The organism is Duganella sp. CF517, from assembly GCF_900110275.1.
In the GTDB taxonomy this organism is placed as follows: domain Bacteria; phylum Pseudomonadota; class Gammaproteobacteria; order Burkholderiales; family Burkholderiaceae_D; genus Rugamonas.
This window is the reverse complement of the sequence record NZ_FODC01000002.1, coordinates 597,368-623,563: the sequence shown is the minus strand read 5'-3', so window position 1 is coordinate 623,563 and position 26,196 is coordinate 597,368. Positions and strand designations below refer to the sequence as shown.

Below are 26,196 nucleotides of genomic sequence, written 5' to 3'. Positions count from 1 at the left end.
CAACGGATCGCTCGTACCGTTGAGCGCTTTGTTGACTTCCGACATCGCTACTGCTTATGCTAGAGACGAAGCTCTTGATTTCGTAGGCCGCGACCCCGCCCACGTGCAACCGATTTTTCGCTGGCAAACGCTGTCGGAGGTAATATGGATAAGCACGCGGCGGACCTGGTCCGCCTGATGGCGATGGCGGCCGCGCTGGGCGTGTGCTGCCCGCGGGCCGGCGCGCAGAACGCGGTCGGCGAGCCGGCGCGGGACCCGGCCGCCGTCTCGCCATTCAGCGCGAACGTCACGCTGGCGTCGCAGTACATCTCGCGCGGCTTTCGCCAGACCTGGGGCAAGCCCGCGCTGCAGGGCGGCTTCGATTACGCCGGCCCTGCCGGCTTTTCCGCCGGCACCTGGCTGTCGACCGTCAGCAACCGCTACATCGAGGACGGCACGCTCGAGTGGGACATCTACGGCGCCTACAACGGCAGCGCCGGCGATATCGGCTACTCCGGCGGGCTGTATGTCTACATCTATCCCGGCGCCGAATACCGCGCCACCGCCACCACTTACGACTACACCGAGCTCGCGCTGGGCCTGAGCTACAAGTTCGCCTACGCCAAATACAACTACACGGTCAGCAAGGAGTTCTTCGGCATCGAGAACGCGCGCGGCACCGGCTATCTGGATGTCGGCGCCAATATCGACCTTGGCGGCGGCTACGCGCTGCAGCTGCACGCCGGCCAGGGCCGGGTGGCCAACAACAGTGTCTGGAACTGGCGCGACTACAAGGTTGGCGTCAGCAAGGCGCTGGCGCCCGGGTGGAGCGCTGCCGCCGCCTACACGCGCGCCCACGGCGCCACCGACGCCTACGACCGCTACACGCTGGGGATACCCAATTCCGCCGGCGTGATCGAGAGCTCCAATCCGGCCGAGGGCACTTTCGTGCTGTCGCTGACCCGGACCTTCTGACCCTTTTGCGTACAGGCCATCCATGACTAACGCAGCTTCCTCCAACGCCGTGCGCGGCTCGCGCTTCAGCCTCTCACTCAACGGCAAGATCTGCGCCGCCGCCACCGCGCTGGTGGTGCTCAGCCTCGCGGTCACCGCGACCGTGATCGGCATCCGCAGCAGCGCCAGCGCGGAGGCTGCGGCGATGGAGCTGGCACGCACCTCGGCGCGCCAAGTGTCCGACGCGCTGCAGGCGCGCATCGTCACCAATCTGTCGGCGGTCATCAACCTGGGCGGCGCCATGCGCGCCACCAGCGCGGCCAAGCTGCCGTTGGCGCGGGACCAGGTCAACGAGATGGTCAAGGCCACCTTGGGCGGCTCGGAGGACCTGATCGGCGCCGCCGTCACCTGGGAGCCGAACGCCCTGGACGGCAAGGACGCCGAGTTCGCGGGCAAGGCGCCGTTGTACGACGCCACCGGGCGCTATATGCCGTACTGGACCCGCACCAGCGCCGGCGGCGTGCAGGCCGAGCCGATCGTGTTCGACAGCGCACCGGGCGCCAACGACTGGTACGACATTCCCAAGCGTTCGGGCAAAGTGTTCTTCACCGAACCTTATAATTATCCGGTCGCGGGCAAACCGGTGTTGATGGCGTCCCTGGTGGCGCCGATCCTCGTCGAGGGCCAGTTCAAAGGCGTTGCCAGCGCCGACTTCATGCTCACACGGCTTGGCAAAATCCTCGCCGAGCTGAAAACCATCGAGGGCGCGAAACTGAGCCTGATTTCCAATGGCGGCCTGTATGCCAGCAATCCGGTCGCAGAAAAGCTGGGCAAGAAGGCCGACGACGTACCGCCCGAAGGACTGGCGCGGGTCCGCGAGGGCAAATCCTACGAATACGAGGAGCAGGGCATGGTGCATCTGCTGCAGCCGCTGTCGATCCACGCCGAAGTCGCGCCATGGTCGGTGAAGCTGACGTTCCCGAAAAGCGTGGCGACCGCGCCCGCGCGCGAGCTGCTGCTGTACACGCTGATCGTCTCGCTGGTGTGCGCGGTGGCGACGGCCCTGATCCTGATCGCCGTGGTGTTCCGCCTGACCAGCCCCTTGCGCGTGCTGGGCGAGCGCATGACGGCGTTGTCGAGCGGCGACGCCGATTTGAGCGTGAAGCTGGACGTCGTTGGAAAAGACGAGCTGGCGGTGATCGGCAACGGCTTCAATCAGTTCGTCGGCAAGATCCACGACGTGCTGCTGCAGGTGAGCGCGAGCGCGGAAAACGTCGCCCGAGGCAGTTCCGAAATCTCGCACGGCAACGCCGACCTGTCGGCGCGCACCGAGCAGCAGGCCAGCGCGCTGGAGGAAACGGCCGCCTCGATCGAGGAGTTGACCAGCACCGTCAAGGAGAACGCGGAGAACGCGCGCTTGGCCAACCAGCTGGCCGGATCGGCATCGGCGGTGGCTGAAAAGAGCGGCGCGGTGGTGACGCAGGTGGTGGCGACGATGGCCTCGATCAATGCGTCGTCCAACCAGATCGTCGACATCATCAGCGTCATCGACGGCATCGCGTTCCAGACCAACATCCTGGCCTTGAACGCGGCGGTCGAGGCGGCGCGCGCGGGCGAGCAGGGACGCGGTTTCGCGGTGGTCGCATCGGAGGTGCGCAATCTGGCGCAGCGCAGCGCGGCGGCGGCCAAGGAGATCAAGGCGCTGATCGACGACTCGGTCGGCAAGGTGGCGGCGGGCAGCCGCCTGGTCGACGAGGCCGGCGGCACGATGGACGAGGTGGTGGCCAGCGTGCGCCGCGTGACGGAGATCATGAGCGAGATCACGGTCGCCACGGCCGAGCAGAGCGAGGGTATCGCGCAGGTCAACCAGGCGGTCGTGCAGATGGACGGGGTGACGCAGCAGAACGCGGCGCTGGTGGAGCAGGCCGCCGCCGCCGCCGAGAGCCTGCAGGAGCAGGCGGCCCACCTGGCGCAGGCGGTGAGCGTGTTCAAGCTCGATCGCGGCGCGGCGCCGTCGTTGTCCATCCCCGCGCGCAGGCCTGCGACCGTCCCTGCACGCGTGACCGCGCCGGTTGCCGCCCCGCGTGCCGCTATCGCGCGGCCTGCGAAGGCCGCCTCCAGGCCGGCCTCCAAGCCGGCGAAGGCGGACAGCGAGTGGGAAGAGTTCTAGCCGTCGGCCAGCACCACGTCGATACCCATGTCGCGGTAGGGCGCCAGCAGCGCGTCCGGCACGCCGGCGTTGACGATGATCGCGCCGACGCTGTCCATCGGCGCGATCTGGAACGGTGACGCGGTGTCGAGCTTTTCCGGCGACGCCAGCACCACCGTCTTGTGCGCCGCCGCCGCTATCGCGCGCTTGACCCCGGCCTCGTCGTAGTCGCCGGTGCTGATGCCTTGCTCCGGATGCAGGCTGCAAACGCCCATGAAGTAGATATCGGTGCGGATCTGCGCGATGGCGTCCAGCGCGGCCGGTCCCATGGCGACGATCGAATGCTTGAACAGGCGGCCGCCGATCATGATCACGTCGATCAGCGGATGGTCTGCCAGTTCGACCGCGATGCTGGGACTGTGCGTGACGACGGTGCACTTCAAATCGGCAGGCAAATGGCGCGCCAACTGGACCGCCGTCGTACCGCCGTCAATGAACACCATCTGGCCCGTTTTGATCATGGCGGCCGCCGCGCGGGCAATGGCAGGCTTGGCGTCGCTCGATATCTGCTGGCGCTCGGCGAAGTTGCCCATCGCGGGTGACGCGGGCAGCGGCGCCGCCAGCGGCAGCGCGCCGCCGTGCACCCGCTGCAGCAAGCCTTCGCCGGCCAGCTCGCGCAGGTCGCGCCGTATCGTGTCCTCCGATAATCCCCACTCCTCGCTCAATGATTTGGCGACGATCTGTCCGTCCTCTTTGAGGCGCGATAGTAGCAGTTCCTTGCGTTGACGAGTGAGCATGATTTGCACGAATTATCTTGATATTGCACGATAATGCATGATATCGTAAAAATACGCAACTCAGAGAGTCCACCATGCCCGAAGATCGTATCCGCATCCACAAAGTCGAAACCCTGTCCGACGACTGGTTCGTGCTGAAGAAGACCACGTTCGACTATCGCCGCAGCGACGGCACCTGGCAGCGCCAGTCGCGTGAAACCTATGATCGCGGCCATGGCGCGACGATCCTGCTGTACAACCGCGAGCGGCGCACCGTGGTGCTGGTGCGGCAGTTCCGTTTTCCGGCGTATGTCGAAGGGCACCCCGGCTTCTTGATCGAGGCGCCGGCCGGGCTGCTGGACCAGGCCACGCCGGAGGTGCGCATCAAGGCCGAGGTGGAGGAGGAGACGGGGTATCGCATCGGCGAGGTGCATAAGGTGTTCGAGGCGTTCATGAGTCCCGGCTCGGTCACGGAGCGGCTGCACTTCTTCGTCGCGGAATACGATCCGGCGTCGCGTCCCGGCAGCGGCGGCGGCGTGGCGGAAGAGGGCGAGGACATCGAAGTGCTGGAACTGCCGATGGAGCAGGCGATGGCGATGATGGCCTCCGGCGAAATCGCCGATGGCAAAACCATCATGCTGCTGCAATATGCCGCGCTGCACCTGCTGCGTTAAACGTTAGAGTGAACTCGATGTGACGACTGTTCCACGTAGGGCGGATTAGCGAAGCGTAATCGGCCAATCCCAGCCGGTGGCTCGGCCACACTTTTTGGGTGCCCTCAATCGTAAAAAGGTTTAAAGTCCTACAGTGACGGATGCGTTTCGTTTTCCCTGGCGCGGACTATGTGCATGTTGACCCATGCAGAATACGATAAGTGGTGCAAGCGTTACCGTCAGGGAAAGGCATAACCATGAATTTTCTCGTTGATCAGATCGATGGCACTGCCCTGGCTGCAGCGTGGCAGGAGTTCGACCACACCGCTGGGCTGAGGCCGATTAAAACCGAAACGGACTACGATCACACTGTCGCGTTGATGAACCGCGTACTGGATGTAATGGGGGAAGATGAGCAACATCCTTTGGCGGGACTGTTGGAGTTGTTGGCGAAAATGGTTAGCAGCTACGAAACGATCCATTATCCGGTGGAGCAATTATAGAAACGACCGATGCGCATCATTAGCAGCCTACTCGCCGCTGCGATGGCGGCCTTGCTCTTTTCAAGCCACGCCGGCGCCGCCGCTTACGTCGGCAACGCCAAGGCCGGCGAGGCGGCGTTCCGCAAGTGCGCCTCGTGCCATCAGGTCGGCCGCTACGCGCAGGCCGGCTACGGCCCACAGCTGAACGGCATCATCGGCCGCAAGGCGGCGTCCACGCCGGACTTCAAGTATTCCGAAGCGATGAAGAAATCGGGCATCGTCTGGACCGAGCAAAAACTGGCCGCGTACCTGCGCGCGCCGCACGACGTGGTGCCGGGGACCAGCATGCGTTTTTGGGGTATCGGCGACGACCAGCAGATCGCCGATCTGCTGGTGTATATGCGGGAGTTCCGCTAGGAGAGGGCGGGATTAGCGCGACTTGACGAACGGGATGCCGAGCGATTTCGGCGCCACCGACTTGGCCATCAGGCCCGCCAGCACGATCACGGTCAGCACGTACGGCACCATCTGGATCATCGCGCCCGGCAGGCGGCCGATGCCCGGCAGTTCCACGCCTTCGATCTGGATTTGCACCGCGCCGAAGAAGCCGAACATCAGGCAGCCCAGGAAGGTGTACAGCGGACGCCAGTTACCGAACACCATCGCCGTCAGCGCCAGGTAGCCGGCGCCGGCCGACATGTCGCGCAGGAAGAAGCCGCTCTGCACGATCGACAGGTAGGCGCCCGCGAACGAGCACAGGAAACCGGCGATCAGCATCGCCATGTAGCGCTGGCGCTCGACGCTCACGCCCGCCGCGTCGGCCGCGTGCGGGTTCTCGCCGCAGGCGCGCAGGCGCAGGCCGAAGCGGCTGTGGTAGACGATCCAGTGCACCAGCGGCACCAGCGCGAAGGCCATGTATACCAGCACCGAATGGCCGCCGATCAAATGCGCGTAGACCCAGCCGATGAACGGTATGCCCTCGACCGCCGCCGTCCCCGGCAGCACCACGTCGAACAGGCGCGCCGAGCCCAGGTCCGGCGTGCGGCCGCCCTGCTGGAAGATGTACTGCGCCACCACGAAGGTCAGGCCGCTCATGGCGATGTTGATGGCGATGCCGGCCACCAGCTGGTTGCCCTTTTGCGTGATGGCGATGTAGGCCTGCAGGCTGGCCAGCAGCATCGACACCACGACGCCGGCCATGACGCCGTACCACGGATTCTGCGTGGTGAAGGCGACGGCCGCCGAGACGAACGCCGACGCCAGGATTTTGCCCTCAAGGCCGATGTCGATCACGCCCGAGCGCTCGGCGAACAGGCCGGCCATGCCGGCGAAAATCAGCACCGGCGCGTTGCGCACGGTCGATACCAGGATACTGCCGATATGGAGGTCGTCGAAAGTCATAGTGTCCTCACTTCTTCAGTTTGAGCAGTTTGGCGATCGCCGGCGCGTACAGGTTTTCCATCGCGCCGCAGAACAGGATGATCAAGCCCTGCACCAGGATCACCGTCTCCGGCGGGATGTTCTGCTTCTCCAGCGACAGGTCGAAGCCGCCCTGGGTCAGCGCGCCGAACAGCACCGCCGACAGGAAGATGCCGACCGGATGCTGGCGGCCCATCAGCGCGATGGCGATGCCGATGAAGCCCGCGCCGCCGACGAAGTTGAGCGACAGGTAGTGGGTCGAGCCCATGATGGAGTTGACCGAGCCGAGACCGGCCAGCGCGCCCGAGATCAGCATGACGATGATGATCATCTTGCTGATGCGGATGCCCGCGTAGTGGGCGGCGTGCTTGTTCAGGCCCGTGGCGCGCAGCTTGAAGCCCCACGAGGAGCGCGACACCACCACGCCGTAAATCACCAGCGCGATGATCGCCAGGAAAAAGCTGATGTTAAGCGGGGTTTCGCCCAGCACCGGGAACCATTGGTTCAGGCGCGGCATTTCGGCGGCGGCGGCGAAGGCGCGGCTGGCCGGATTCTGTTCGCCCGGCGGCACCAGCTTGACGATCACGGTGTTCATCAGCGCGGCGGCGATGTAGTTGAACATGATGGTGGTGACCACCACGTGGCTGCCGCGCTTGGCCTGCAGATAGCCGGGCACGAACGCCCACAGCGCGCCGAACAGCGCCGCGCCGATCATGCCGACCGGGATCAGCACCAGCGCCGGCAGGGTGCTGTCGAAGGTCAGCATGGCCAGGGTCAGGCCAAGGCCGGCGAAGTACATCTGGCCTTCGGCGCCGATGTTGAACAGGCCCGCCTCCATCGCGATCGACACGGCCAGGCCGGTGAAGATGAAGGTGGACGCGTAGAACAGCGTGTAGCTCAAGCCCTCCGGATTGACGACGGCGCTGTTGATCAGGATCGCCAGCGATTCGGTCGGGCTTTCGCCCAGCAGGTGGATCACCAGCGCGGTCACCAGCAGCGCCGACAACAGGTTCAACAGGGGCAGGGCAAACGCGGTCGCCCAGCGTGGCAGGTCTTTGTTCATGATTTGTGCATTCCGCCCATCAGCAAGCCGATACGGGTCGTGTCGAATTCTTCAATTTTCAGTTCGCCGGTGATGCGGCCGCCGCACATGACGAGGATGCGGTCCGCCAGCGCGCGCACCTCCTCCAGTTCCACCGACACCAGCAGGATCGCCACGCCGGAATCGCGCAGGGCCAGCAGCTGTTTGTGGATGCTTTCGATGGTGCCGATGTCGACGCCGCGCGTGGGCTGGCCGACCAGCATCAGCTTGGGCTGCGCCAGCACTTCGCGCGCGATCACCACCTTCTGCTGGTTGCCGCCGGAGAGCAGGCCGATACGCAGGTCGTGGTTATCGGGACGCACGTCGAAGCTTTTCATCAGCGCGTCGCAGCGCGCCGCGATGGCCTTGAAGTTGAGCAGGCCCCATTTGTTTTTCAGCTTGTCCTGGTAGCCTAGGATGGTGTTGTGCATGACCGAGAAGGCCTTGACGACGCCGTCGCGCAGGCGGTCCTCCGGCACGTGGGCGATGCCCAGTTCGCGGAAGGTGCGCGGCAGGCCGTCGGCGTCGGAGCGGCCGCCGAAGGGCAGGTCCTTGCCGAGGAATTCGAGCGTGCCGGACGTCGGCAGGCGCATGCCCGACAGGATTTCCATCAACTCGCTCTGGCCGTTGCCGGAGACGCCGGCGATCGCCACGATTTCGCCGGCGCGCAGGGTGAAGCCGATGTCGGCCAGCAGCTTGACCTGCTGGTCGTCGCTGAGCTGCAGATTCTCGACGCGCAGCACCGGCGCGCCCGGGTTGTACGGCGCGCGCGGCAGGTTGTTCTCGATCGGGCGGCCGACCATCATGTTGGCCAGCGCTTCCTTGGTGGTGCCGGCGGTCGGCACGGCGCCGATCACGCGCCCGCCGCGCATCACGGTGACGGTGTCGGTGATGTCGAGGATTTCCTGCAGCTTGTGGGTGATCAGGATGATGGTTTTGCCCTGTTCCTTGAACAGGCGCAGGATCTCGAACAGCGACGCGGTTTCCTGCGCCGTCAGCACGGCGGTCGGCTCGTCGAGGATCAGGATGTTGGCGCTGCGGTAGATCTGCTTGAGGATTTCGACGCGCTGCTGCGCGCCCACCGACAGGTCGTGGATGGTGGCCAGCGGATCGACGTCGAGCTGGTAGCGGGCGCAGATCTCGCGCAGCTTGGCCTCGACGGCGGCGCGCTTGGATTGAAGCTTGAAACCGCCCTCGCTGCCCAGCATGACGTTGTCGAGCACGGTCATGTTCTCGACCAGCATGAAGTGCTGGTGCACCATGCCGATGCCGAGGGCGATCGCCTCCTGGCTGTTGTGGATGCGGCGCGCCTGGCCGTCGAGCAGGATCTCCCCGCCGTCGGCGCGGTAGTAGCCGTACAGGATACTCATCAGGGTCGATTTGCCGGCGCCGTTCTCGCCCACCAGGCCGTGGATCGATCCCTTGGCGATGGCGAAGCTGACGTCCGTGTTCGCCTTGACGGCTCCGAAATGCTTGGAGATGCCGCGAAATTCTACTGCTGGCTGCATAGGGTCGTTTTCGGTTCGGTTAAATAGCTGTAATGCGTTAGCTGTAATGCGTAAAACGGTAAAGCGTAAAACGTTAAACGCGCCGCACGGGGGACAACCCCGGCGGCGCGCTCAATATGCGAACTGGCGTCAGACGGGGCAGGCCGCGCCGGAACGGATATCGATGACCTTGACCTTGCCGTCGACGATGTCCTTGCGCGCGCCCAGCACGCGCTTTTCGATCTCCGGCGTGATCAGCGAGCGGTTGTGGGCGTCCAGCGCCCAATCGACGCCGCCTTCCTTGATGCCCTTGGCGGTCACGCCGGCCTTCCAGGTGCCGGCCTTGACCTGCATGAAGGAGTCGTAGACGGCGTTGTCGACGCGTTTGACCATCGAAGTCAGGATCGCACCCGGATACAGGTGGTTCTGGTTGGAGTCGACGCCGATGGCCAGCTTGCCTTTTTCCTTGGCCGTTTGCAGCGTGCCCAGGCCCGAACCGCCGGCGACGGCGAACACCACGTCGACGCCGCGGTCGAACTGCGAACGGGCCAGCTCACCGCCCTTGGCGGGGTTGTTCCACGAATCGGCGGTGGTGCCGACCATGTTGGAGGTGACGTCGACCTTCTTGTCGACCGATTTCGCGCCCTGGGCGTAGCCGCAGGCGAAGGTGCGGATCAGCGGGATGTCGACGCCGCCGATGAAGCCGAGCTTCTTGGATTTGGACGCCATCGCGGCGGCCACGCCGACCAGGTACGAGCCTTCTTCTTCCTTGAAGGTGATCGAATTGATGTTGGCGCCTTGCGCCACGCCGTCGATCAGCACGAAACGCACCTTCGGAAATTCCTTGGCGACCTTCTGCACGGCCGACTGCTGGGCGAAGCCGATCGAGGCGATCAAATCCATGTTCTTGCGCGCCAGGCCGCGCAGCACTTGCTCGGCCTGGGTGTCGCTGGAGGCTTGCACCTCGGTGAAATTGATGTTGGTTTCCTTCTTGAAGCGCGAGGCGCCTTCAAAGGCGGACTGGTTGAACGATTTGTCGAACTTGCCGCCGGCGTCATACACGATGGCCAATTTTGGGTCCGCCGCGGACGCGCTGGCAGCGATACAGATGGCTGCAACCGTCAAACTAAGTTGTGAAAGTTTCATGAGTAGGCTCCTGGAAGAACGATATTGTATATTTTTATTGGACGAAACATATAATCCGGCGCCGTTTTATGGCGGCAAATCCCTGATTTTTAGAGCTTTGCCTCGGGGTCGGCCGGCGCCGGCGGGCACGCCGCGCCGAAACCTTGTTTTAATGGCAGTGTTGATCGATCGCTGACGGGGCCGGGCGGCGGCGCTCCGGGCCGTCCATGTCGCACTGCCGCAACAGTCGGCGCCGAATTAAATATTTTTATATTGTTGCTTTTTGTCCTATTGGAAAAACTTCCTGCCGTTTGGATAAGTGGTGGACCGCACGTCAAGCGGGCCCTGCCGGCACACCCCTGCCATTCTTGAAACGTCTTGCTTTGTGCAAGTGACCAGCGTTTGCGCTAGGCGATCGGCTATTTTTTAGGCAATCCGTCACTATGCATCAGCCGGGATATGTACGACAAATTCGATTTTGTTTAGTCATTTAGACAAAATAGATATGAATCGAACCATGGAAAAAGTAGGTTTATGTCATTTTCTTCCATGCTAGGATGATCGGGATAACTACAAATACCATCCAAACTTATACAAACGGGAGCAGCATTTATGAGCAAGAACAGTAGTGGTTTCGCGGTGCGATCGTTGATCGCCCTGGCCGTGGCGAGCGCCTTCCCGCTGCACGCGGCCCTGGCCACCGAAGCTGGCGCGGACGCCCAGTCGGCAGCCGCCGAGGGACAAGACGCCGCGGCCGCGACCACCGCGCCGCGCAGCGCCGGCGGCCAGCTCGAAACGGTGATCGTGACCGCGCAGCGCCGCGCCGAAAACATCAAGGACGTGCCGATGTCGATCGCCACCGTCAAGGGCGACAAGCTCGATGTGCTGACATCCGGCGCCGCCGACATCCGCTTCCTGTCGGGCCGTTCGCCGTCGGTCTCCATCGAATCGGATTACGGCCGCACCTTCCCGCGCTTTTATATCCGCGGCCTGGGTAACACCGATTTCGACCTGAACGCCTCGCAGCCGGTCGGCCTGGTGATGGACGACATCGTGATGGAAAACGCCATGCTCAAGGGCTTCCCGGTGTTCGACGTCGACCAGATCGAAGTGCTGCGCGGCCCGCAAGGCACGCTGTTCGGCCGTAACTCCCCGGCCGGCGTCATCAAGTTCGACTCCGCCAAGCCGGTCTTCAAGCAGGAAGGCTATCTGCAGGTCGGCCTGGGCAACTACTCGGCCAAAACGGTCGAGGGCATGTTCAATATGCCGGTCAGCGACACGGTGGCGCTGCGCGTCTCCGGCACCAGCCAGCATCGCGGCAACCGCGTGGATAACACCAACCCGTCGGGCAAGGGCACCCAGGAGTTCGAAGGCTACGGCGACCAGGCGATCCGCCTGCAGGCGCTGGTGCAGCCGAACAAGGACCTCAGTGCGCTGTTCAACTACCACGCGCGCGACTACCACGGCAACGCCACCCTGTTCCGCGCCAATATCATCAAGAAGGGCACCAACGATCTGGTCGACGGCTTCGACTACGATTCCTACCCGAGCGACGGCATCAACCACCAGAACCTGAAAACCAAGGGCGGCAGCATCCGCCTGAAGTACAACGCCGGCGACGTTACCTTCAACTCGATCACCGGCTACGAGAAGCTGGACTTCTACAGCCGCGCCGACGTCGACGGCGGCTATGGCGCCGTGTACGCGCCGCCGTATGGCCCCGGCTTCATCCCGTTCGCGGTGGAGACGGCCGACGTGCTGCCGAACCACAAGCAGTTCTCGCAGGAGCTGCGCGCCGAATCGAACTACAGCGGCCCGCTTCAGTGGATCGGTGGTCTGTTCTTCTTCAACGAGAAGATCCAGATCGACTCGGTCAGCTTCGAGACCTTCGACGCCGGCAATCCGCAGCGGGCCAACTACGCGGTGCAGTTCCAGGACACGAAGTCCTACGCGGCCTTCGGTTCGCTGAACTACACGGTCTCGGACAAGCTCAAAGTGCGCGGCGGCGTGCGTTACACGAACGACAAAAAGGAGTTCGCCGCTTCGCGCGTGCAGACCGACGGCCGCACCAACTTCAACATCGACAACACCTCGCACAACGTCAGCTGGGACTTGAGCGGCACCTATGAGCTGAACAAGTCGACCAACCTGTTCGCCCGCGTGGCCACCGGCTACCGCGCGCCGTCGATGCAGGGCCGCCTGGACGACTTGACCAGCCAGCCGTCGTTCGCCGGCGCCGAAAAAGCGGTGTCGTATGAAGCGGGCATCAAGCAGGACCTGTTCGAGAAGCGCGCGCGCCTGAGCGCCAGCGTGTTCCAGTACCGGATGAAGGACAAGCAGCTGACCGCCGGTAACGGCTCGGTCAACATGAATCAGCTGATCAACGCCGACAAGGTCACCGGGCAGGGCGTGGAGCTGGACTTCCAGGCCAACCTGAGCGATGGGTTCAGCATGACGGCCGGTTACAGCTACAACCACACCGAGATCAAGGACCCGAACCTGTACGTGAAATACTGCGGCAACGTATTGAACAACCCGACCGGCGCCAGCGGCTGCACACGCCTCGATCCGGACGGCGCCGTCGCAGGCCTGTCGCTCATCGACGGCAACCCGCTGCCGCGCGCGCCGAAGTCGCAGTTCAACATCACGCTGAAGTACAGCACCGCGATCGGCGACGGCGAGTTCTACGCCTACACCGACTGGGCCTATCGCAGCAGCTACAACTTCTTCCTGTACGAGGCCAAGGAATACAAGGCCAAGCCGCTGACCGAGGGCGGCGTGCGCGCCGGCTACAAGTGGGGCAACGGCAAGTACGAAGTGGCCGCGTTCGGGCGCAACATCACCGACCGCCAGGTCATCGTCGGCGCGATCGACTTCGACAACCTGACCGGCATGCTGAACGAGCCGCGCACCTGGGGCGGCACCTTCAAAGTCAACTTCTAAATCGAAGCCATGAGAGAATCCCCGCGCATCGCAAGGTGCGCGGGGATTTTCACATCCAGGGAGCTGAAATGAATCACACTGTTAATCTGTGGCCGCTGCTTGGCGTGGCCGTTATCGTTCTCGGTTTCGCGCTGCGCGCGCATCCGGTGCTGGTGGTGATCGCCGCCTGCGCCGTCACCGGCTTCGCCGCGGCGATGGATGTCGGGCATCTGCTGGCGGTGCTGGGCGCGGCCTTCATCAAGACGCGCAACCTGCCGCTGATATTGCTGCTGCCGCTGGCGGCCATCGGCCTGCTGGAACGCTACGGCTTGAAGGAACACGCGCAGGCGTCGATCGCCCGCATCAAGTCGGCCACCACCGGGCGCCTGCTGATCGTGTACCTGGCAATCCGCGAAATCAGCGCCGCCTTCGGCCTGACCAGCATCGGCGGCCACCCGAACATGGTGCGACCGCTGATCGCGCCGATGGCCGAGGGCGCGGCCGAGAACCGCTACCCGGCGCTGACCGACCCGCTGCGCCACCGCATCCGCGCCATGTCGGCCGCCACCGACAACGTCGGCCTGTTCTTCGGCGAGGACGTGTTCGTGGCCTTCGGCGCCATCGTGCTGATGCAAACCATCCTGCGCGGCGAGGGCATCGAGGTCGATCCGCTGCACATCGCGATGTGGGGTATTCCGACGGCGGTGACTGCCTTCATCATCCATTCGTGGCGGCTGCACCGGCTCGACGCCCACATCGCCCGCGCAATGATGAAGAGCGTAAAGGGCGGCCAGGCATGATCTTCAAGCTCGATTTCTTTTATCTGGTGCTGGGCGCGATGCTGCTGATGATCGCGGTGATGGCGCTGCGCGACCCCCACAATCCCAAGCGCTATTCCAGCGCGCTGTTCTGGGCCTTGTACGCGGTGGTCTATCTGGCCGGCGACTGGCTGCCGCCGGTGGCGGCGGGCGCGCTGATGGTGGCGATGGCGCTCATCGCCGGCTTCGGCGGCGTCACGCTGGGACGCTACGGCGAGCGCTCGCCCGAGCAGCGCCGCGACAGCGCGCAGCGGCTGGGCCACAAGCTGCTGATCCCCGCGCTGATCATCCCGATCACGACGATGATCGGTTCGACCTTGCTCAAGGACGTGAAATTCGACGGCCGGTTCCTGCTCGACCCGAAGAACACCACCCTGGTGAGCCTCGGTTGCGGTTCGCTGTTCGCCGTCGCCACCGCGTGCTGGCTCACGCGCGCCACGCCGCTGCAGGCGATGCGCGAGTCGCGCCGCCTGGTCGACCATCTGGGCTGGGCGGTGGTGCTGCCGCACATGCTGGCGGTGCTTGGCCTGCTGTTCACCGAGGCGGGCATGGGCAAGGCCGTGGCGCACGTGGTCACCTCGTACATCAACATGGACGTGAAGCTGGTGGCGGTGGCGGTGTACTGCATCGGCATGGCGCTGTTCACCATCATCATGGGCAACGGCTTCGCCGCCTTCCCGGTGATCGCCGGCGGCGTCGGCATCCCGGTCCTGGTGGGCGTGTACCACGCCAACCCCGCGGTCATGGCGGCCATCGGCATGTTCAGCGCCTACTGCGGCACGTTGATGACGCCGATGGCGGCCAACTTCAACATCGTGCCGGCGGCCTTGCTGGAGCTGCCCGACAAGAACGCCGTGGTCAAAATTCAGGTGGCGACGGCGCTGCCCATTTTGCTTGTTAATATTGCACTACTGTATTTTCTTCTGAACATGTAAACGACAATCATTTAGGTTAGAGTAGCGATCTGGTAGTTGAGTGTGGAGTCAAAGCGGATGAAAAAGATCATATTGTTGACGGGTTTCGAGCCGTTCAACCAGGAGACGATCAACCCTTCCTGGGAAGCGGTACGCGCCCTGCAGGGCTGGCACGAAGGGGATTTCGTCGTGCACGCGCGCCAGTTGCCATGCGTGTTCGGACAGGCCAAGAAGGCGATGCACCAGGCGGTGGAGGAACTGCAGCCGAGCATCGTGATCGCGGTCGGCCAGGCCGGCGGCCGCGTCGATCTGTCGATCGAGCGGGTCGCGATCAACGTCGACGACGCGCCGATCGCCGACAACCAGATGCGCCAGATCGTCGACCAGCCCATCGTCACCGGCGGTCCGGCCGCTTACTTTTCCACGTTGCCGATCAAGGCGATCGTGCAGGCTCTGCGCGAGGCCGGCCTGCCGTCGTCGGTGTCGCAAAGCGCCGGCACGTTCGTGTGCAACCACGTGTTCTACGGCTTGATGCACCAGGCCAGCGAATGGGGCACGACGATGCGCGCCGGCTTTATCCACATCCCTTATCTGCCGCAGCAGGCGGCGCGCCATCCCGGCGCCGCCAGCATGCGGCTCGACGACATGGTCGAAGGCCTGCGCATCGCCATCCGCACCACGCTCGCGCACACCGTCGATGTGCGCGAGGCGGGCGGTTTGACGCATTAGCCGCGGCACGCTTTATTGCTGACGTTTCACCAGTTCGACGATGAGTTGTTCGAGCGTCGTCGTTCCCGCCCATGCGAGCGCCGTGGGATCGCTCTTGATGTCGATATGCGCGCAATTGAGGCCCAGCGTCATTTCCGCGAACCCGGCAAGGGCGGTATTCGAGAAACCCACATCCGCCAGCGCTGTGGGCCATTCCTGCTGCGGCAGCGCGGCCGCGCCGACAGGCTTGTGGAGCGTGGCTGAAATAATGGCGGCGACATCATCGGGGCTGTAGTCTTTTGGACCCGAGAGAGTGACGATGGACGTCCACTTGCTGCTTTGTCTTAGCAAAGCCGCGGCCGCGCGGCCCACATCAACGGTCGCCACCATCGGCAGCGGCCGCTGTGGAGGTGCGAGGAATGTCGGCAGGGTGCCGCTGCGCACGGCCTGTGCGACCAGCGGCGTCCAGTTCTCCATGAAGTAGGCGGCGCGCAGGAAGACGGCGGGCACCCCGGCGTCGCCCAGACGCTGTTCGAACACGCGGTTCATCGCGATCCATCCGGTTTCACTTTGACGGTCGGCGCCCACCGAGGACAGCGCCACTAGCCTGGGCAGGTCGGCCGCCACGGCGGCGCGCGCCGTGGTGTCGGCAATCAAGGCCGCACGCTCGAACAGGTCTTCGCGGCCATACTGCTGCGGACTGACGACATAAGCGCCGCGCGCCCGCATGAGCGCCTTGGTCATCGCGCCCAGGTCCGTCAGGTCGGCCACGGCGACCTGCGCGCCGCGCTCGGCCCACGGCTGGCCATTGGCCGGATCGCGCACCACGACGCGCACCGGATCGCCGGCGCGCAACAGCGCATCGGCGGCCGCGGCGCCGGTACGCCCGGTCACGCCGAAAACAACGTAGGGAAGATGGGGGGAAACGGCCATATAAAAATCTCCTATTCAGATGAACGGGAATGGTGGATGATGCCCCGACATACATCAATGGCATGCAAGTCATGGTCAACATGCACCAAGTGGATTTGTCGACGGTCGACCTCAATCTGTTAAAACTGTTCGAGGCGCTGGTCCGTGAGCGAAGCGTGACCCGCGCGGGCCTTTGCCTGGGCTTGAGCCAACCGGCCGCCAGCCGCGCGCTGGGGCGCCTGCGTAGGATGCTGGGCGATCGCCTGGTGGTGCGCGGCAGGCTCGCTCTGGAGCTGACGCCGCGCGGCGCAGCGCTCGCGGGTCCTGTGGCCAAGCTGCTCGAAGATGTCCGGGGCATCGTCTCGCCCGCGGTCTTCGATCCCGCCTCCGCGACGGGGCGCATCACGATTGCCGCCCACGACCATCTGAGCCTGACGGTCCTCGCCGGGTTGATTGCCAGGTTCGAGCGCGATGCGCCTGCGCTCAGCCTCCATATCGCGCAACCGGCCGGGGACAACGTTCGGCTTATCGAACAGGGCGGCGCCGATCTGGCGCTGGGCATTTTCCCGGCGCTGCCGGGCAGTTTGCATCGGCGCGGCCTTTACGCCGACCGCCTGGTGTGCGTGCTCAGGCGCGGCCATCCGGGGGCGGAGCAGGGACTTGATCTGGCGCGCTATGTGGCCTTGCGCCACATTGCCGTGACCATTTCGGGGGTCGGGGAAAGCGCGGTCGACGTCGCGCTATCGGCGCTGGGGATCGGCCGCCACGTCGCGCTGCGCGTGCCGCACTTTCTGGCTGGCGCAATGTTGGTGGCCGACAGCGACATGATACTTACGATGCCGAGCCGCCTGGCGCGCCTGCTCGCGCGGCGTCTTGCGCTTTCGGTGCTGGATTTGCCGCTGGAGGTTGCGCCTTTGGCGCCGGCGATGATCTGGCACGAGCGCTTCCACCGCGACCCCGCTCATGTCTGGGTCCGTCGGCAGCTTGTCGACGTCGTCGCCTCGTTCGATACGATCGATTAAGCCGGCTTCGAGGGATTGAGGATGTTGAGGAACGCCCGCACCACGGGGGCATCGTCCAGCGTGGTGTAGGTGATATACAGGTTGGCCGACGGCGGATTGCTGCGGATCGGCAGGAACACCACGCCCGGCCAGCCGATACGGCTGGTGGTCTCGGGCAGCAGCGCCACGCCCAGGCCCGCGCCGACCATCGCCAGCAGGGTTTGCGGCTCGGACGCCTCCTGGAAGATCGTCGGCTGGAAGCCGGCCTTCACGCAGCACTGGATCAGATAGCGCGGGAACGACGATTTGTCGAGCGCCAGCGTTAGCATCGGTTCGTCGGCGATGTCCATCAACTCGATCGACTCCTGCTTGGCCAGCGGATGGTGCTCGTTGATGGCCACGCACACGTCCTCGCGGAAGCACAGCTCCTGGCGCAGGTTGTCCTGTTTCAGATCGTCCTCGTCGAGCTTGGGCTCGCGCCAGAAACCGACGTCCACCTGCTTGGCGCGCAGCGCCTCGTACTGCAAGGTCGGCCCCAGTTCGTGCAGGGTCCACGTCACGCGCGGGAACTTGGTCTGGAATTCCTCCAGCAAGCTGGGGATCGGCCCCCACATCGCCGAGCCGACGATGCCCACGCGCAGGCGTCCCACTTCGCCACGGTCGATCTGGCGGATGGTGTCGATCGTCATGCGCATCTTCGCCAGCAGCTCGGACGCTTCGCTCATGAGCGCCTTGCCGGCCACCGTCAGCTCGAAGGTGCGGGTGGTGCGGGCGAACAGTTTGACACCGAGCTCGCTCTCCAGTTTCATGATCTGCTGGCTCAGTGGCGGCTGCGAGATGTGCAGGCGTTCGGCGGCGCGGCTAAAGCTCTTTTCCTCGGCGACCGCCAGGAAGTACCTCAGTTGTTTCAGATCGATGGACATGGCGGGCCTGGTGTCGGTGGTCTCGATTAGTGCGACTGCATGGCGCAGGCCAGCGCGGCGCCGCAGCGGGCGTTGTTCTTCACCAGCGCGATGTTGGTGGCCAGGCTGCGGCCCTCGGTCAGCTGCTTGATGCGGCCGAGCAGGAACGGCGTGACGTTCTTGCCGGTGACGCCTTGCGCGTCCGCTTCGCCCAGCGCCTGGAGGGTGATGGCGTCGATCTCCGCCTTCGGCATCGCGTCCGCTTCCGGTACTGGATTGCTGACGACGATGCCGCCGTCGAGGCCCAGCTGCCATTTGGTCTGGATGAAGGCCGCCTGTTCGGCCGGGGTGTCGAGCTGGAAGTCGGCGTTGAAGCCGCTCTCGCGCGTGAAGAAGGCGGGAAAGCCGCGCTGGCCGACGCTGACCACCGGCACGCCGTGCGTCTCCAGGTATTCCAGCGTCAAGCCGATGTCGAGGATCGATTTGACGCCGGCGCACACCACCGCCACCGAGGTGCGCGCCAGTTCCTGCAGGTCGGCCGAGATGTCGAAGCTGGTTTCGGCGCCCCGGTGCACGCCGCCGATGCCGCCGGTGACGAACACCTGGATGCCGGCCAACGCCGCGCAGATCATCGTCGCCGCCACCGTGGTGGCGCCCAGTTTCGATTGCGCCAGCACGTACGCCAGGTCGCGTCGGCTGACCTTCATCGCATCGGGGGAAGTGCCGAGCAATTCGAGCTGCTCCTCCGACAGGCCGATGCAGATCTTGCCGCCCATGACCGCGATGGTGGCCGGCACGGCGCCGCCGTCGCGGATGATCTGTTCGACCTCGCGCGCCATCCGCACGTTTTGCGGATACGGCATGCCGTGCGAGATGATGGTCGATTCCAACGCGACGATCGGTTTGCCGGCGGCGCGGGCGGCGGCCACTTCGGGCGAGAACAGGAGGAATTGGTGCATGGGTCAGTCCTTATGGGGGAAGAGGGGAGGCTCGAAGCTCGAATAGGTCGGTGGCAGCGGCGGCATCGGTGGGATCGGCGTCGGATAAAAATCCTGGATCTCGTCGAGGATGTCGGAGGCCAGCATGGGCGAAACGGTTTCGTGACTTTCCAAAGTCATCGCGGCGACCTTCAGGCCGCGGCGGCAGGCGAGCGTCAGATCCTGGCTGCCCTGGTACAGCGACCAGCAAACGGCGGCCGAGAAGGCGTCGCCGGCGCCGGTGACATCGACCACGTCCACCTCGTGCGCGGCCAGCCATGCCAGCTCGCCGTCGCGGGTGTGGAACACGCCCTGGCTGCCGCAAGTGACGATGACATCCCGGGCGCCGCGCGCCTGCACGGCGCGGCAGGCCAGGCGCACGTCGGCCTCGGTCGGCAGCGCGTGCCCGGCCAGCGTTTCGAGTTCGCCGCGATTGAGTATCAGCAGGCGCAGGCCGGTCAGGTCGGCCGGCAGGCGCGCCATCTTCGGCTGCGACACGGCGACCAGGATCAAGGGCACGTTGTCGGCGCGGGCGCTGTCGAGCAAAGCGCTGACGCTGTCGGCCGGCAGGTTCAGGTCCGCCACCGTCATCGAGGCGGCCGCGCGCTGCGGCAGCCGGCTGTCGATGAACTCCGGCGTCATGCGGTCGTACAGCGCCATGTCGGCCAGCGCCACCACCAATTCGCCGCGTTCGTCGAGGATCGCGGTGTAGGTGCCGGTGGCGGTGTCGGCGAGGTTGAGCGAGCCGCGCATGTCGATGCCGGCGGTTTCCGCATGGTCGCGCAGCGCGCGGCCGGCGCCGTCGTCGCCCAGGGCGGTCAGCAGCGCGGTCGGCAGATTCAAGCGCGCCAGGTTCTCGGCGATATTGCGGGCCACGCCGCCGTAGACTTCCTCGGCGGTGGCCGGGTTGGACGTCCCCAGCTGCATGGCGGCGATGGTGCGCAGCTTGCGGTCGAGGTTGGCCGCGCCGATACACAGCACCGGACGCTTGTCGGGCAGCACATAGGCGCGGCCCAGCAGCCGGCGCTCGCGGATCAGGCTGGCGATGTGGCCGGCCACGGCCGAGCGCGACAGGCGCAGGCCGACCGCCAGATCCTGCTGGGAGATGAAGGGATTGGCGCGGATCAGCTCGTAGAGCTGCTCCTTTTTAGAAATTTCGTTCACGGTCGGCCTTAAGACATTTGTCCGTTATAATAGACATTTGTTTGCCTGTGGTCAATCAATGCATCAGTGGCGAGCCCGGTTTAGCGCACCGGCTAGTCCATCGGCCTTTATAATACGTCCTATTTATAGGAATTTTGTATAAATCCGGAAGAAAAATGGTATTTGCCATACATATGGGGAATGATGCATAGTGTCAGTATCCGCAGTAAAACTTCAATCGGCCAACCTACGGCCCGCAGCGCGTCAGCTATAAAAACAGAGGATAACCATGTCTAATAATTCCCCATTCCAGGCCGCCGAAATCATCCGCGCGCGCATTCCCGCGGACTTCAAACCGCGTGTCGCCATGATCCTCGGTTCCGGCCTGGGCGTGCTGGCCGAGCAGATGACCGACGCGGTCACCATCAGTTTCAACGAACTGCCAGGCTTCCCGATCAGCACCGTGCATGGTCACGCCGGCGAGCTGGTGATCGGCACCTTGTCCGGCGTGGCGGTGGTGTGCATGAAGGGCCGCGGCCACGTCTACGAAGGCTATGGCCTGGGCGTGATGACCAGCGCCGTGCGCACCATGAAGCTGCTGGGCTGCGAGATGCTGTTCGTGACCAATGCCGCCGGGTCGCTGCGCACCGAAGTCGACGCCGGCGCGCTGGTCGCGCTGACCGACCATATCAACTTCATGCCCGGCACGCCGATGATGGGCCCCAACGACGAGCGTTTCGGTCCGCGCTTCTTCAGCATGGCCAACGCCTACGACGCCGACCTGCGCGCGCTGCTGAAGGCTTCCGCCGAAGAGAAGAAGGTCACCTTGCATGAAGGCGTATACATCGCCTACGCCGGCCCGAACTTCGAAACCCCGGCCGAGATCCGCGCCTTCAAGACGCTGGGCGCCGATGTCGTCGGCATGTCGGTGGTGCCGGAAGTGGTTTCGGCCCGTCATTGCGGCCTGAAAGTGGTCGGCGTGTCCGCCATCACCAACCTGGCCGAAGGCCTGTCGCCGTTCCCGCTGTCGCACGAGCAGACCTTGAAGTACGCCGCCATCGCCGCGACGTCGCTGATTGAAGTCATCCTCGGCTTCCTGGCCAACGTGGCCAAAACACCGCAGGCGTAAGAACCCGAAGGGCGGCTTTGTCCGCCCTTTTTTGCTTTTTGGAGCACACTATGAAACGCGCATTTATCCTGCTGCTGGACTCCTTCGGTCTGGGCGCCACGCCCGACGCAGCCAAATACAACGACGTCGGCGCCAACACCTTCGGCCACATCGCCGCCTGGGCCGCCAAGACCGGCAAGCCGATGTCGCTGCCGACGATGGAAAAACTGGGCCTGGCCGCCGCCGCCCACGCCGCCAGCGGCGAATGGGCCGAGGGCTTCGCGCAGCGCGACGGCTTCACCGCCGCCTACGGCGCCGCGCGCGAGCGCTCGACCGGCAAGGACACGCAGTCCGGCCACTGGGAGATCGCCGGTGTGCCGGTGGAATTCGACTGGGGCTACTTCCCGAAGACGGTGCCGTCGTTCCCCGCCGAGCTGACCAAGAAGCTGCAGGAGCTGACCGGCGTGCCGGGCTTCCTGGGCGACTGCCACGCGTCCGGCACGGAGATCATCAACAAGCATGGCGATGAACACGTCGCCACCGGCAAGCCGATCATCTACACCTCGGCCGACTCGGTGCTGCAGATCGCCGCGCACGAGGAGTCGTTCGGCCTGGAGCGCCTGTACGAAGTGTGCGAGATCGCCTTTAAACTGGTCGAGCCGTACAACATCGGCCGCGTGATCGCGCGTCCGTTCACGGGCGCCAACGGCAACTACACCCGCACCACCAACCGCCACGATTACGCGGTCGCGCCGCCGGCGCCGACCCTGCTGGACCACGTGAAGAACGATGGCGGCGAAGTCATCGCCCTCGGCAAGATCAGCGACATCTTCGCCACCCAGGGCGTATCGCGCGTGGTCAAGGGCAAGGACAACATGGCGCTGTTCGACGCGCTGATGACGGTCGAGCGCGAAGCCGGCGACAAGTCGCTGACGTTCGTGAACTTCGTCGACTTCGACCAGGCCTTCGGCCACCGCCGCGACGTCACCGGCTACTCGAACGCGCTGCACGAGATGGACGCGCGCCTGCCGGAATTCATCGCCCAGCTCAAGGAGGGCGACCTGGTGGTCATCACCGCCGACCATGGCTGCGATCCGACCTGGCCGGGCTCCGACCACACCCGCGAGCACATTCCGATGATCTTCTTCGGTCCGGGCGTAAAGGCGCGGCAGCTGCCGATCTCCGAAACCTTCTCCGACATCGGCCAGACCCTGGCCCACCACCTCGGCGTGAAACCACTTTCCCACGGAAGCAATCTGTTATGACGATTATCGCGGACTTCAAACGCAATGAAGCGGTCCCGCTGGACCTGGGCTGGATCAACCATATCCACATCAACAAGAGCGCGGCCGACCGCCGCGCCGCCAGCCTGGCCAACCGCCGCACGGTCAAGAAGGAATACCAGGCCGCGTGGCTGGTCAAGGCCATCGGCCTGATCGATCTGACCACCCTGTCCGGCGACGATACGCCGGGCCGCGTCGAGCGCCTGTGCATGAAGGCCATGCGTCCGCTGCGCGCGGACCTGGTCGAGGCGCTTGGCCTGCAAGGCGAGAAGCTGACCACCGGCGCCGTCTGCGTGTACCACGAGATGATCAAGCCGGCGGTGCAGGTGCTGCAAGGCCGCCTGCCGATCGCCGCCGTCTCGACCGGCTTCCCGGCCGGCTTGACCAGCATGGAAACCAAGGTGCGCGAGATCGAATTGTCGGTCGCCGCCGGCGCCAGCGAAATCGATATCGTCATCACCCGCCAGCACGTGTTGACTGGTAACTGGCAGGCGCTGTACGACGAGATGGTGGCTTACCGCCAGGCTTGCGGCGAGGCGCACGTCAAGGCGATCCTGGCGACCGGTGAACTGGTCACGCTGGAAAACGTGGCCAAGGCGTCGTGGGTCTGCATGATGGCCGGCGCGGACTTCATCAAGACCTCGACCGGCAAGGAGCCGGTCAACGCGACGATTCCGGTGTCGCTGACGATGGTGCGCGCGATCCGCGACTACCACGAGCAGACCGGCTTCAAGATCGGCTACAAGCCGGCCGGTGGCGTCGGCACGGCCAAGGCCGCGCTGCAGTACCTGACCCTGATGAAGGAGGAACTGGGCAATGAGTGGCTGGAGCCGCATCTGTTCCGCATCGGCGCATCGAGCCTGCTGACCGACATCGAGCGTCAGCTTGAGCACTATGTGACCGGGAACTACTCGGCCGCTCACCGCCACGCACAACCCTAATACGGACACGTCATGCCATCTATCAAAGAGATCCTCAATACCATGGAATACGGCCCAGCACCCGAAAGCCAAAAAGAAGCGCAAGCGTGGCTGGAGCAGCACGGCCGCGCCTTCGGTCTGTTCATCGACAACGCGTGGAGCGAGCCGGGCGAACTGTTCGCATCGACCAATCCGGCCGATGCCGGCAAACTGGCCGACCTGACGCAAGCGACCGGCGCCGACGTCGACCGCGCCGTCGAAGCGGCGCGCCGCGCGCAGCCGGGCTGGCAGGCCTTGGGTGGCCACGGCCGCGCGAAAGTCATGTACTCGCTGGCGCGCCTTCTGCAAAAGCACGCGCGCCTGTTCGCGGTGCTCGAGACGCTTGACAACGGCAAGACCATCCGCGAAACGCGCGATGTCGACCTGCCGCTGGCGGCGCGCCACTTCTACTATCACGCCGGCTGGGCGCAGCTGCAGTCCGAGGAATTCGCCGACTACCGCGCCGTTGGCGTGGTGGGCCAGATCGTGCCGTGGAATTTCCCGCTGCTGATGCTGTCCTGGAAAATCGCCCCGGCCATGGCCGCCGGTAACACCATCGTCTTCAAGCCGGCCGAATTCACGTCGCTGACGGCGATGCTGTTCGCCGAGATCTGCGTGCAGGCCGGCGTGCCTGCCGGCGTGGTCAACATCGTCACCGGCGACGGCCGCGTGGGCGAAGCGATCGTCAACCATGCGGGCATCGACAAAATCGCCTTCACCGGTTCGACCGAAGTGGGCCGCTTGATCCGCGTCGCCACCGCCGGCAGCGGCAAGAAGCTGTCGCTGGAGTTGGGCGGCAAGTCGCCGTTCATCGTCTTCGACGACGCCGATCTGGATGCCGCCGTCGAGGGACTTGTCGATTCGATCTGGTTCAACCAGGGACAGGTTTGCTGCGCCGGTTCGCGCCTGCTGGTGCAGGAATCGGTGCAGGACAAATTCCTCGCCAAGCTGCGCGCGCGCATGGACAAGCTGACCCTCGGTTCGCCGCTGGACAAGTCGATCGACATCGGCGCGCTGGTCGATCCGGTGCAGCAGCAACGCATCGCCGGCCTGGTCGAATCGGCCCGCGCCGAGGGTTGCGACGTCTACCAGCCCGCCTGCGAGATTCCCGCCAACGGCTCGTGGTATCCACCGACGCTGATCACCGGCGCCTCGACCTCCGCCGCCGTGGCGCAGGCCGAGATCTTCGGCCCGGTGCTGGTGGCAATGAGCTTCCGCACCCCGCCGGAAGCGGTGCAACTGGCGAACAACACCGTCTACGGCCTGGCCGCCTGCGTATGGACCGAGAACATCTCGCTGGCGCTGGACGTCGCGCCGCAGATCAAGGCCGGCGTGGTGTGGATTAACACCGCCAACCAGTTCGACGCCGCGTGCGGCTTCGGCGGCTACCGCGAATCGGGCTTCGGCCGCGAAGGCGGGCGCGAAGGCATGTACGAGTACATGACCGCGCTGTCCGAGGATGCGCGTCCGGCCGCGCCGCTGGTCGAGGCGAAGCCGAAGGCCAAAGCGGCCGCGCCGGCCGCCGGAGCATTTGCGATCGACCGCACCGCCAAGCTGTACATCGGCGGCAAGCAGGCGCGCCCCGACGGCGCCTACAGCCGCCCGGTGCACGGCGCCGACGGCGCCTTCATCGCCGAAGTGGGCGAGGGCAGCCGCAAGGACATCCGCAACGCGGTGGAAGCGGCGCACAAGGCCGGCGGCTGGGCGAAGGCGACTTCGCACAACCGCGCGCAGGTGCTGTATTACATCGCCGAGAACCTGGCGGCACGTGGCGAAGAATTCGCCGCCCGTATCGCCGCGATGACCGGCACCAAGAACGCCGAGAAGGAAGTACAGGCTTCGATCGAGCGCCTGTTCTACTACGCGGCGTGGGCCGACAAGTACGACGGCCTGGCGCACCAGCCGCCGATGCACGGCGTGACGGTGGCGTTGAACGAGCCGGTCGGCGTGATCGGCATCGTCTGCCCGAACGAGGCGCCGTTGTTGGGCTTTATCTCGCTGGTGGCGCCGGCGATCGCGCTGGGTAACCGCGTGGTGGTGGTGCCGTCGGAAGCGCATCCGCTGTCGGCCACCGATTTGTACCAGGTGCTCGACACGTCGGATCTGCCCGATGGCGTGGTCAATATCGTCACCGGTTCGGCCGACGAACTGGCGCGCACCCTGGCGACGCATTCGGATATCGACGCGGTGTGGCGTCATGACGGTTCGGCCGAGGGTTGCGCCGAAGTGGAGCGCCTGTCCGCCGGGTCGCTCAAGCGCACCTGGGTCGGCGGCGCCAAGGGACGCGACTGGTATAGTACGGCCCAAAGTGGCGGCCGCGCGGTGCTGGCGCATGCCTCGCAAGTCAAGAATGTCTGGATACCTTACGGCGTTTAACGCCATCTTTGGCGGGTCCAGCGGACCCGCCATGCATCCCCAATACCCCAATACCCCAATACCCCAAT

Annotated in this window: 23 protein-coding genes; 14 read left to right on the top strand and 9 right to left on the bottom strand. The window is 64.8% G+C overall.

All coding sequences use genetic code 11. The annotated features are described in order from the left end of the window. The first annotated feature begins 144 nt into the window (after positions 1 to 144). Both BMX85_RS09740 and BMX85_RS09735 read left to right on the top strand, forming a co-directional pair. On the top strand, positions 145 to 954 hold the full coding sequence (locus BMX85_RS09740; RefSeq protein ID WP_229210371.1) for a TorF family putative porin: 810 nt from the start codon (positions 145 to 147) through the stop codon (positions 952 to 954). Between the two features lie 22 nt (positions 955 to 976). Further along, complete coding sequence (locus BMX85_RS09735) at positions 977 to 3,103, top strand: methyl-accepting chemotaxis protein (RefSeq protein ID WP_090316422.1); 2,127 nt, start codon at positions 977 to 979, stop codon at positions 3,101 to 3,103. On the opposite strand, the gene BMX85_RS09730 is transcribed toward BMX85_RS09735, so the two are convergent. Further along, on the bottom strand, positions 3,100 to 3,879 hold the full coding sequence (locus tag BMX85_RS09730) for a DeoR/GlpR family DNA-binding transcription regulator (protein WP_090316421.1): 780 nt from the start codon (positions 3,877 to 3,879) through the stop codon (positions 3,100 to 3,102). The genes BMX85_RS09735 and BMX85_RS09730 overlap by 4 nt on opposite strands. 74 nt (positions 3,880 to 3,953) lie before the next feature. Between BMX85_RS09730 and BMX85_RS09725 the strand changes: the two genes are divergently transcribed. The 3 genes from BMX85_RS09725 (at position 3,954) to BMX85_RS09715 (ending at position 5,410) form a co-directional block, all read left to right on the top strand. Beyond that, positions 3,954 to 4,532: an NUDIX domain-containing protein gene (locus tag BMX85_RS09725; RefSeq protein WP_090316418.1), complete on the top strand. Its 579-nt coding sequence runs from the start codon at positions 3,954 to 3,956 to the stop codon at positions 4,530 to 4,532. Between the two features lie 236 nt (positions 4,533 to 4,768). Further along, positions 4,769 to 5,014: a hypothetical protein gene (locus BMX85_RS09720; RefSeq protein ID WP_090316415.1), complete on the top strand. Its 246-nt coding sequence runs from the start codon at positions 4,769 to 4,771 to the stop codon at positions 5,012 to 5,014. A 9-nt stretch (positions 5,015 to 5,023) separates the two neighbouring features. Further along, a complete protein-coding gene (locus BMX85_RS09715) occupies positions 5,024 to 5,410 on the top strand; it encodes a c-type cytochrome (protein WP_090316412.1) in 387 nt (128 codons plus the stop codon). 12 nt (positions 5,411 to 5,422) lie between these two features. Here the strand turns inward: BMX85_RS09715 and BMX85_RS09710 are convergent, their stop codons facing one another. The 4 genes from BMX85_RS09710 to BMX85_RS09695 all read right to left on the bottom strand — a co-directional run bounded on the left by BMX85_RS09710 (position 5,423) and on the right by BMX85_RS09695 (position 10,126). Continuing rightward, complete coding sequence (locus tag BMX85_RS09710) at positions 5,423 to 6,394, bottom strand: ABC transporter permease (protein WP_090316409.1); 972 nt, start codon at positions 6,392 to 6,394, stop codon at positions 5,423 to 5,425. A gap of 7 nt (positions 6,395 to 6,401) precedes the next feature. Continuing rightward, a complete protein-coding gene (locus BMX85_RS09705) occupies positions 6,402 to 7,475 on the bottom strand; it encodes an ABC transporter permease (RefSeq protein ID WP_373923451.1) in 1,074 nt (357 codons plus the stop codon). After that, positions 7,472 to 9,001, bottom strand: a complete 1,530-nt coding sequence (locus tag BMX85_RS09700; RefSeq protein WP_090316404.1) for an ABC transporter ATP-binding protein — start codon at positions 8,999 to 9,001, stop codon at positions 7,472 to 7,474. The genes BMX85_RS09705 and BMX85_RS09700 overlap by 4 nt, the downstream gene beginning before the upstream one ends. 129 nt (positions 9,002 to 9,130) lie before the next feature. Further along, positions 9,131 to 10,126: a BMP family lipoprotein gene (locus BMX85_RS09695; RefSeq protein ID WP_090316401.1), complete on the bottom strand. Its 996-nt coding sequence runs from the start codon at positions 10,124 to 10,126 to the stop codon at positions 9,131 to 9,133. A 591-nt stretch (positions 10,127 to 10,717) separates the two neighbouring features. Here BMX85_RS09695 and BMX85_RS09690 point away from each other — a divergent pair. The 4 genes from BMX85_RS09690 to pcp all read left to right on the top strand — a co-directional run bounded on the left by BMX85_RS09690 (position 10,718) and on the right by pcp (position 15,488). Continuing rightward, positions 10,718 to 13,048 carry a TonB-dependent receptor gene (locus tag BMX85_RS09690; protein ID WP_090316397.1) on the top strand — a complete coding sequence of 777 codons (2,331 nt, stop codon included), beginning with the start codon at positions 10,718 to 10,720 and terminating at the stop codon, positions 13,046 to 13,048. A gap of 68 nt (positions 13,049 to 13,116) precedes the next feature. Next, positions 13,117 to 13,827 (top strand): DUF969 domain-containing protein, encoded by a 711-nt coding sequence (locus BMX85_RS09685; RefSeq protein WP_090316394.1) that lies wholly within the window; start codon positions 13,117 to 13,119, stop codon positions 13,825 to 13,827. After that, a complete protein-coding gene (locus BMX85_RS09680) occupies positions 13,824 to 14,780 on the top strand; it encodes a DUF979 domain-containing protein (protein ID WP_090316391.1) in 957 nt (318 codons plus the stop codon). The genes BMX85_RS09685 and BMX85_RS09680 overlap by 4 nt, the downstream gene beginning before the upstream one ends. Positions 14,781 to 14,837: 57 nt before the next feature. Beyond that, positions 14,838 to 15,488 carry a pyroglutamyl-peptidase I gene (gene pcp, locus BMX85_RS09675; protein ID WP_090316388.1) on the top strand — a complete coding sequence of 217 codons (651 nt, stop codon included), beginning with the start codon at positions 14,838 to 14,840 and terminating at the stop codon, positions 15,486 to 15,488. A 12-nt stretch (positions 15,489 to 15,500) separates the two neighbouring features. Here the strand turns inward: pcp and BMX85_RS09670 are convergent, their stop codons facing one another. Next, on the bottom strand, positions 15,501 to 16,400 hold the full coding sequence (locus BMX85_RS09670; RefSeq protein ID WP_090316385.1) for an NmrA family NAD(P)-binding protein: 900 nt from the start codon (positions 16,398 to 16,400) through the stop codon (positions 15,501 to 15,503). Positions 16,401 to 16,429: 29 nt separating this feature from the next. Between BMX85_RS09670 and BMX85_RS09665 the strand changes: the two genes are divergently transcribed. After that, positions 16,430 to 17,401, top strand: coding sequence for a LysR family transcriptional regulator (locus tag BMX85_RS09665; RefSeq protein WP_090316382.1), 972 nt, complete (start codon positions 16,430 to 16,432; stop codon positions 17,399 to 17,401). Here the strand turns inward: BMX85_RS09665 and BMX85_RS09660 are convergent. From BMX85_RS09660 to BMX85_RS09650, 3 genes are read right to left on the bottom strand one after another with little or no spacing between them, the layout of a single operon-like run. Beyond that, positions 17,398 to 18,303 carry a LysR family transcriptional regulator gene (locus BMX85_RS09660; protein WP_090316379.1) on the bottom strand — a complete coding sequence of 302 codons (906 nt, stop codon included), beginning with the start codon at positions 18,301 to 18,303 and terminating at the stop codon, positions 17,398 to 17,400. The genes BMX85_RS09665 and BMX85_RS09660 overlap by 4 nt on opposite strands. A gap of 26 nt (positions 18,304 to 18,329) precedes the next feature. After that, the gene (locus BMX85_RS09655; protein WP_090316376.1) at positions 18,330 to 19,241 is read right to left on the bottom strand and encodes a pseudouridine-5'-phosphate glycosidase; all 912 of its coding nucleotides are present in this window, start codon (positions 19,239 to 19,241) and stop codon (positions 18,330 to 18,332) included. Positions 19,242 to 19,244: 3 nt separating this feature from the next. Continuing rightward, positions 19,245 to 20,423, bottom strand: coding sequence for a carbohydrate kinase (locus tag BMX85_RS09650; RefSeq protein ID WP_090316372.1), 1,179 nt, complete (start codon positions 20,421 to 20,423; stop codon positions 19,245 to 19,247). Positions 20,424 to 20,691: 268 nt separating this feature from the next. Here BMX85_RS09650 and xapA point away from each other — a divergent pair, with 268 nt between their 5' ends. The 4 genes from xapA to BMX85_RS09630 are packed head-to-tail and all read left to right on the top strand — an operon-like array spanning position 20,692 to position 26,128. After that, the gene (xapA, locus tag BMX85_RS09645; RefSeq protein WP_090316369.1) at positions 20,692 to 21,531 is read left to right on the top strand and encodes a xanthosine phosphorylase; all 840 of its coding nucleotides are present in this window, start codon (positions 20,692 to 20,694) and stop codon (positions 21,529 to 21,531) included. 50 nt (positions 21,532 to 21,581) lie between these two features. Next, positions 21,582 to 22,775, top strand: a complete 1,194-nt coding sequence (locus tag BMX85_RS09640) for a phosphopentomutase (protein WP_090316366.1) — start codon at positions 21,582 to 21,584, stop codon at positions 22,773 to 22,775. Beyond that, complete coding sequence (deoC, locus tag BMX85_RS09635; RefSeq protein WP_090316363.1) at positions 22,772 to 23,734, top strand: deoxyribose-phosphate aldolase; 963 nt, start codon at positions 22,772 to 22,774, stop codon at positions 23,732 to 23,734. Before BMX85_RS09640 ends, deoC begins: the two co-directional genes overlap by 4 nt. A 12-nt stretch (positions 23,735 to 23,746) precedes the next feature. Continuing rightward, the gene (locus tag BMX85_RS09630; protein WP_373923447.1) at positions 23,747 to 26,128 is read left to right on the top strand and encodes an aldehyde dehydrogenase family protein; all 2,382 of its coding nucleotides are present in this window, start codon (positions 23,747 to 23,749) and stop codon (positions 26,126 to 26,128) included. Positions 26,129 to 26,196: the final 68 nt, after the last annotated feature.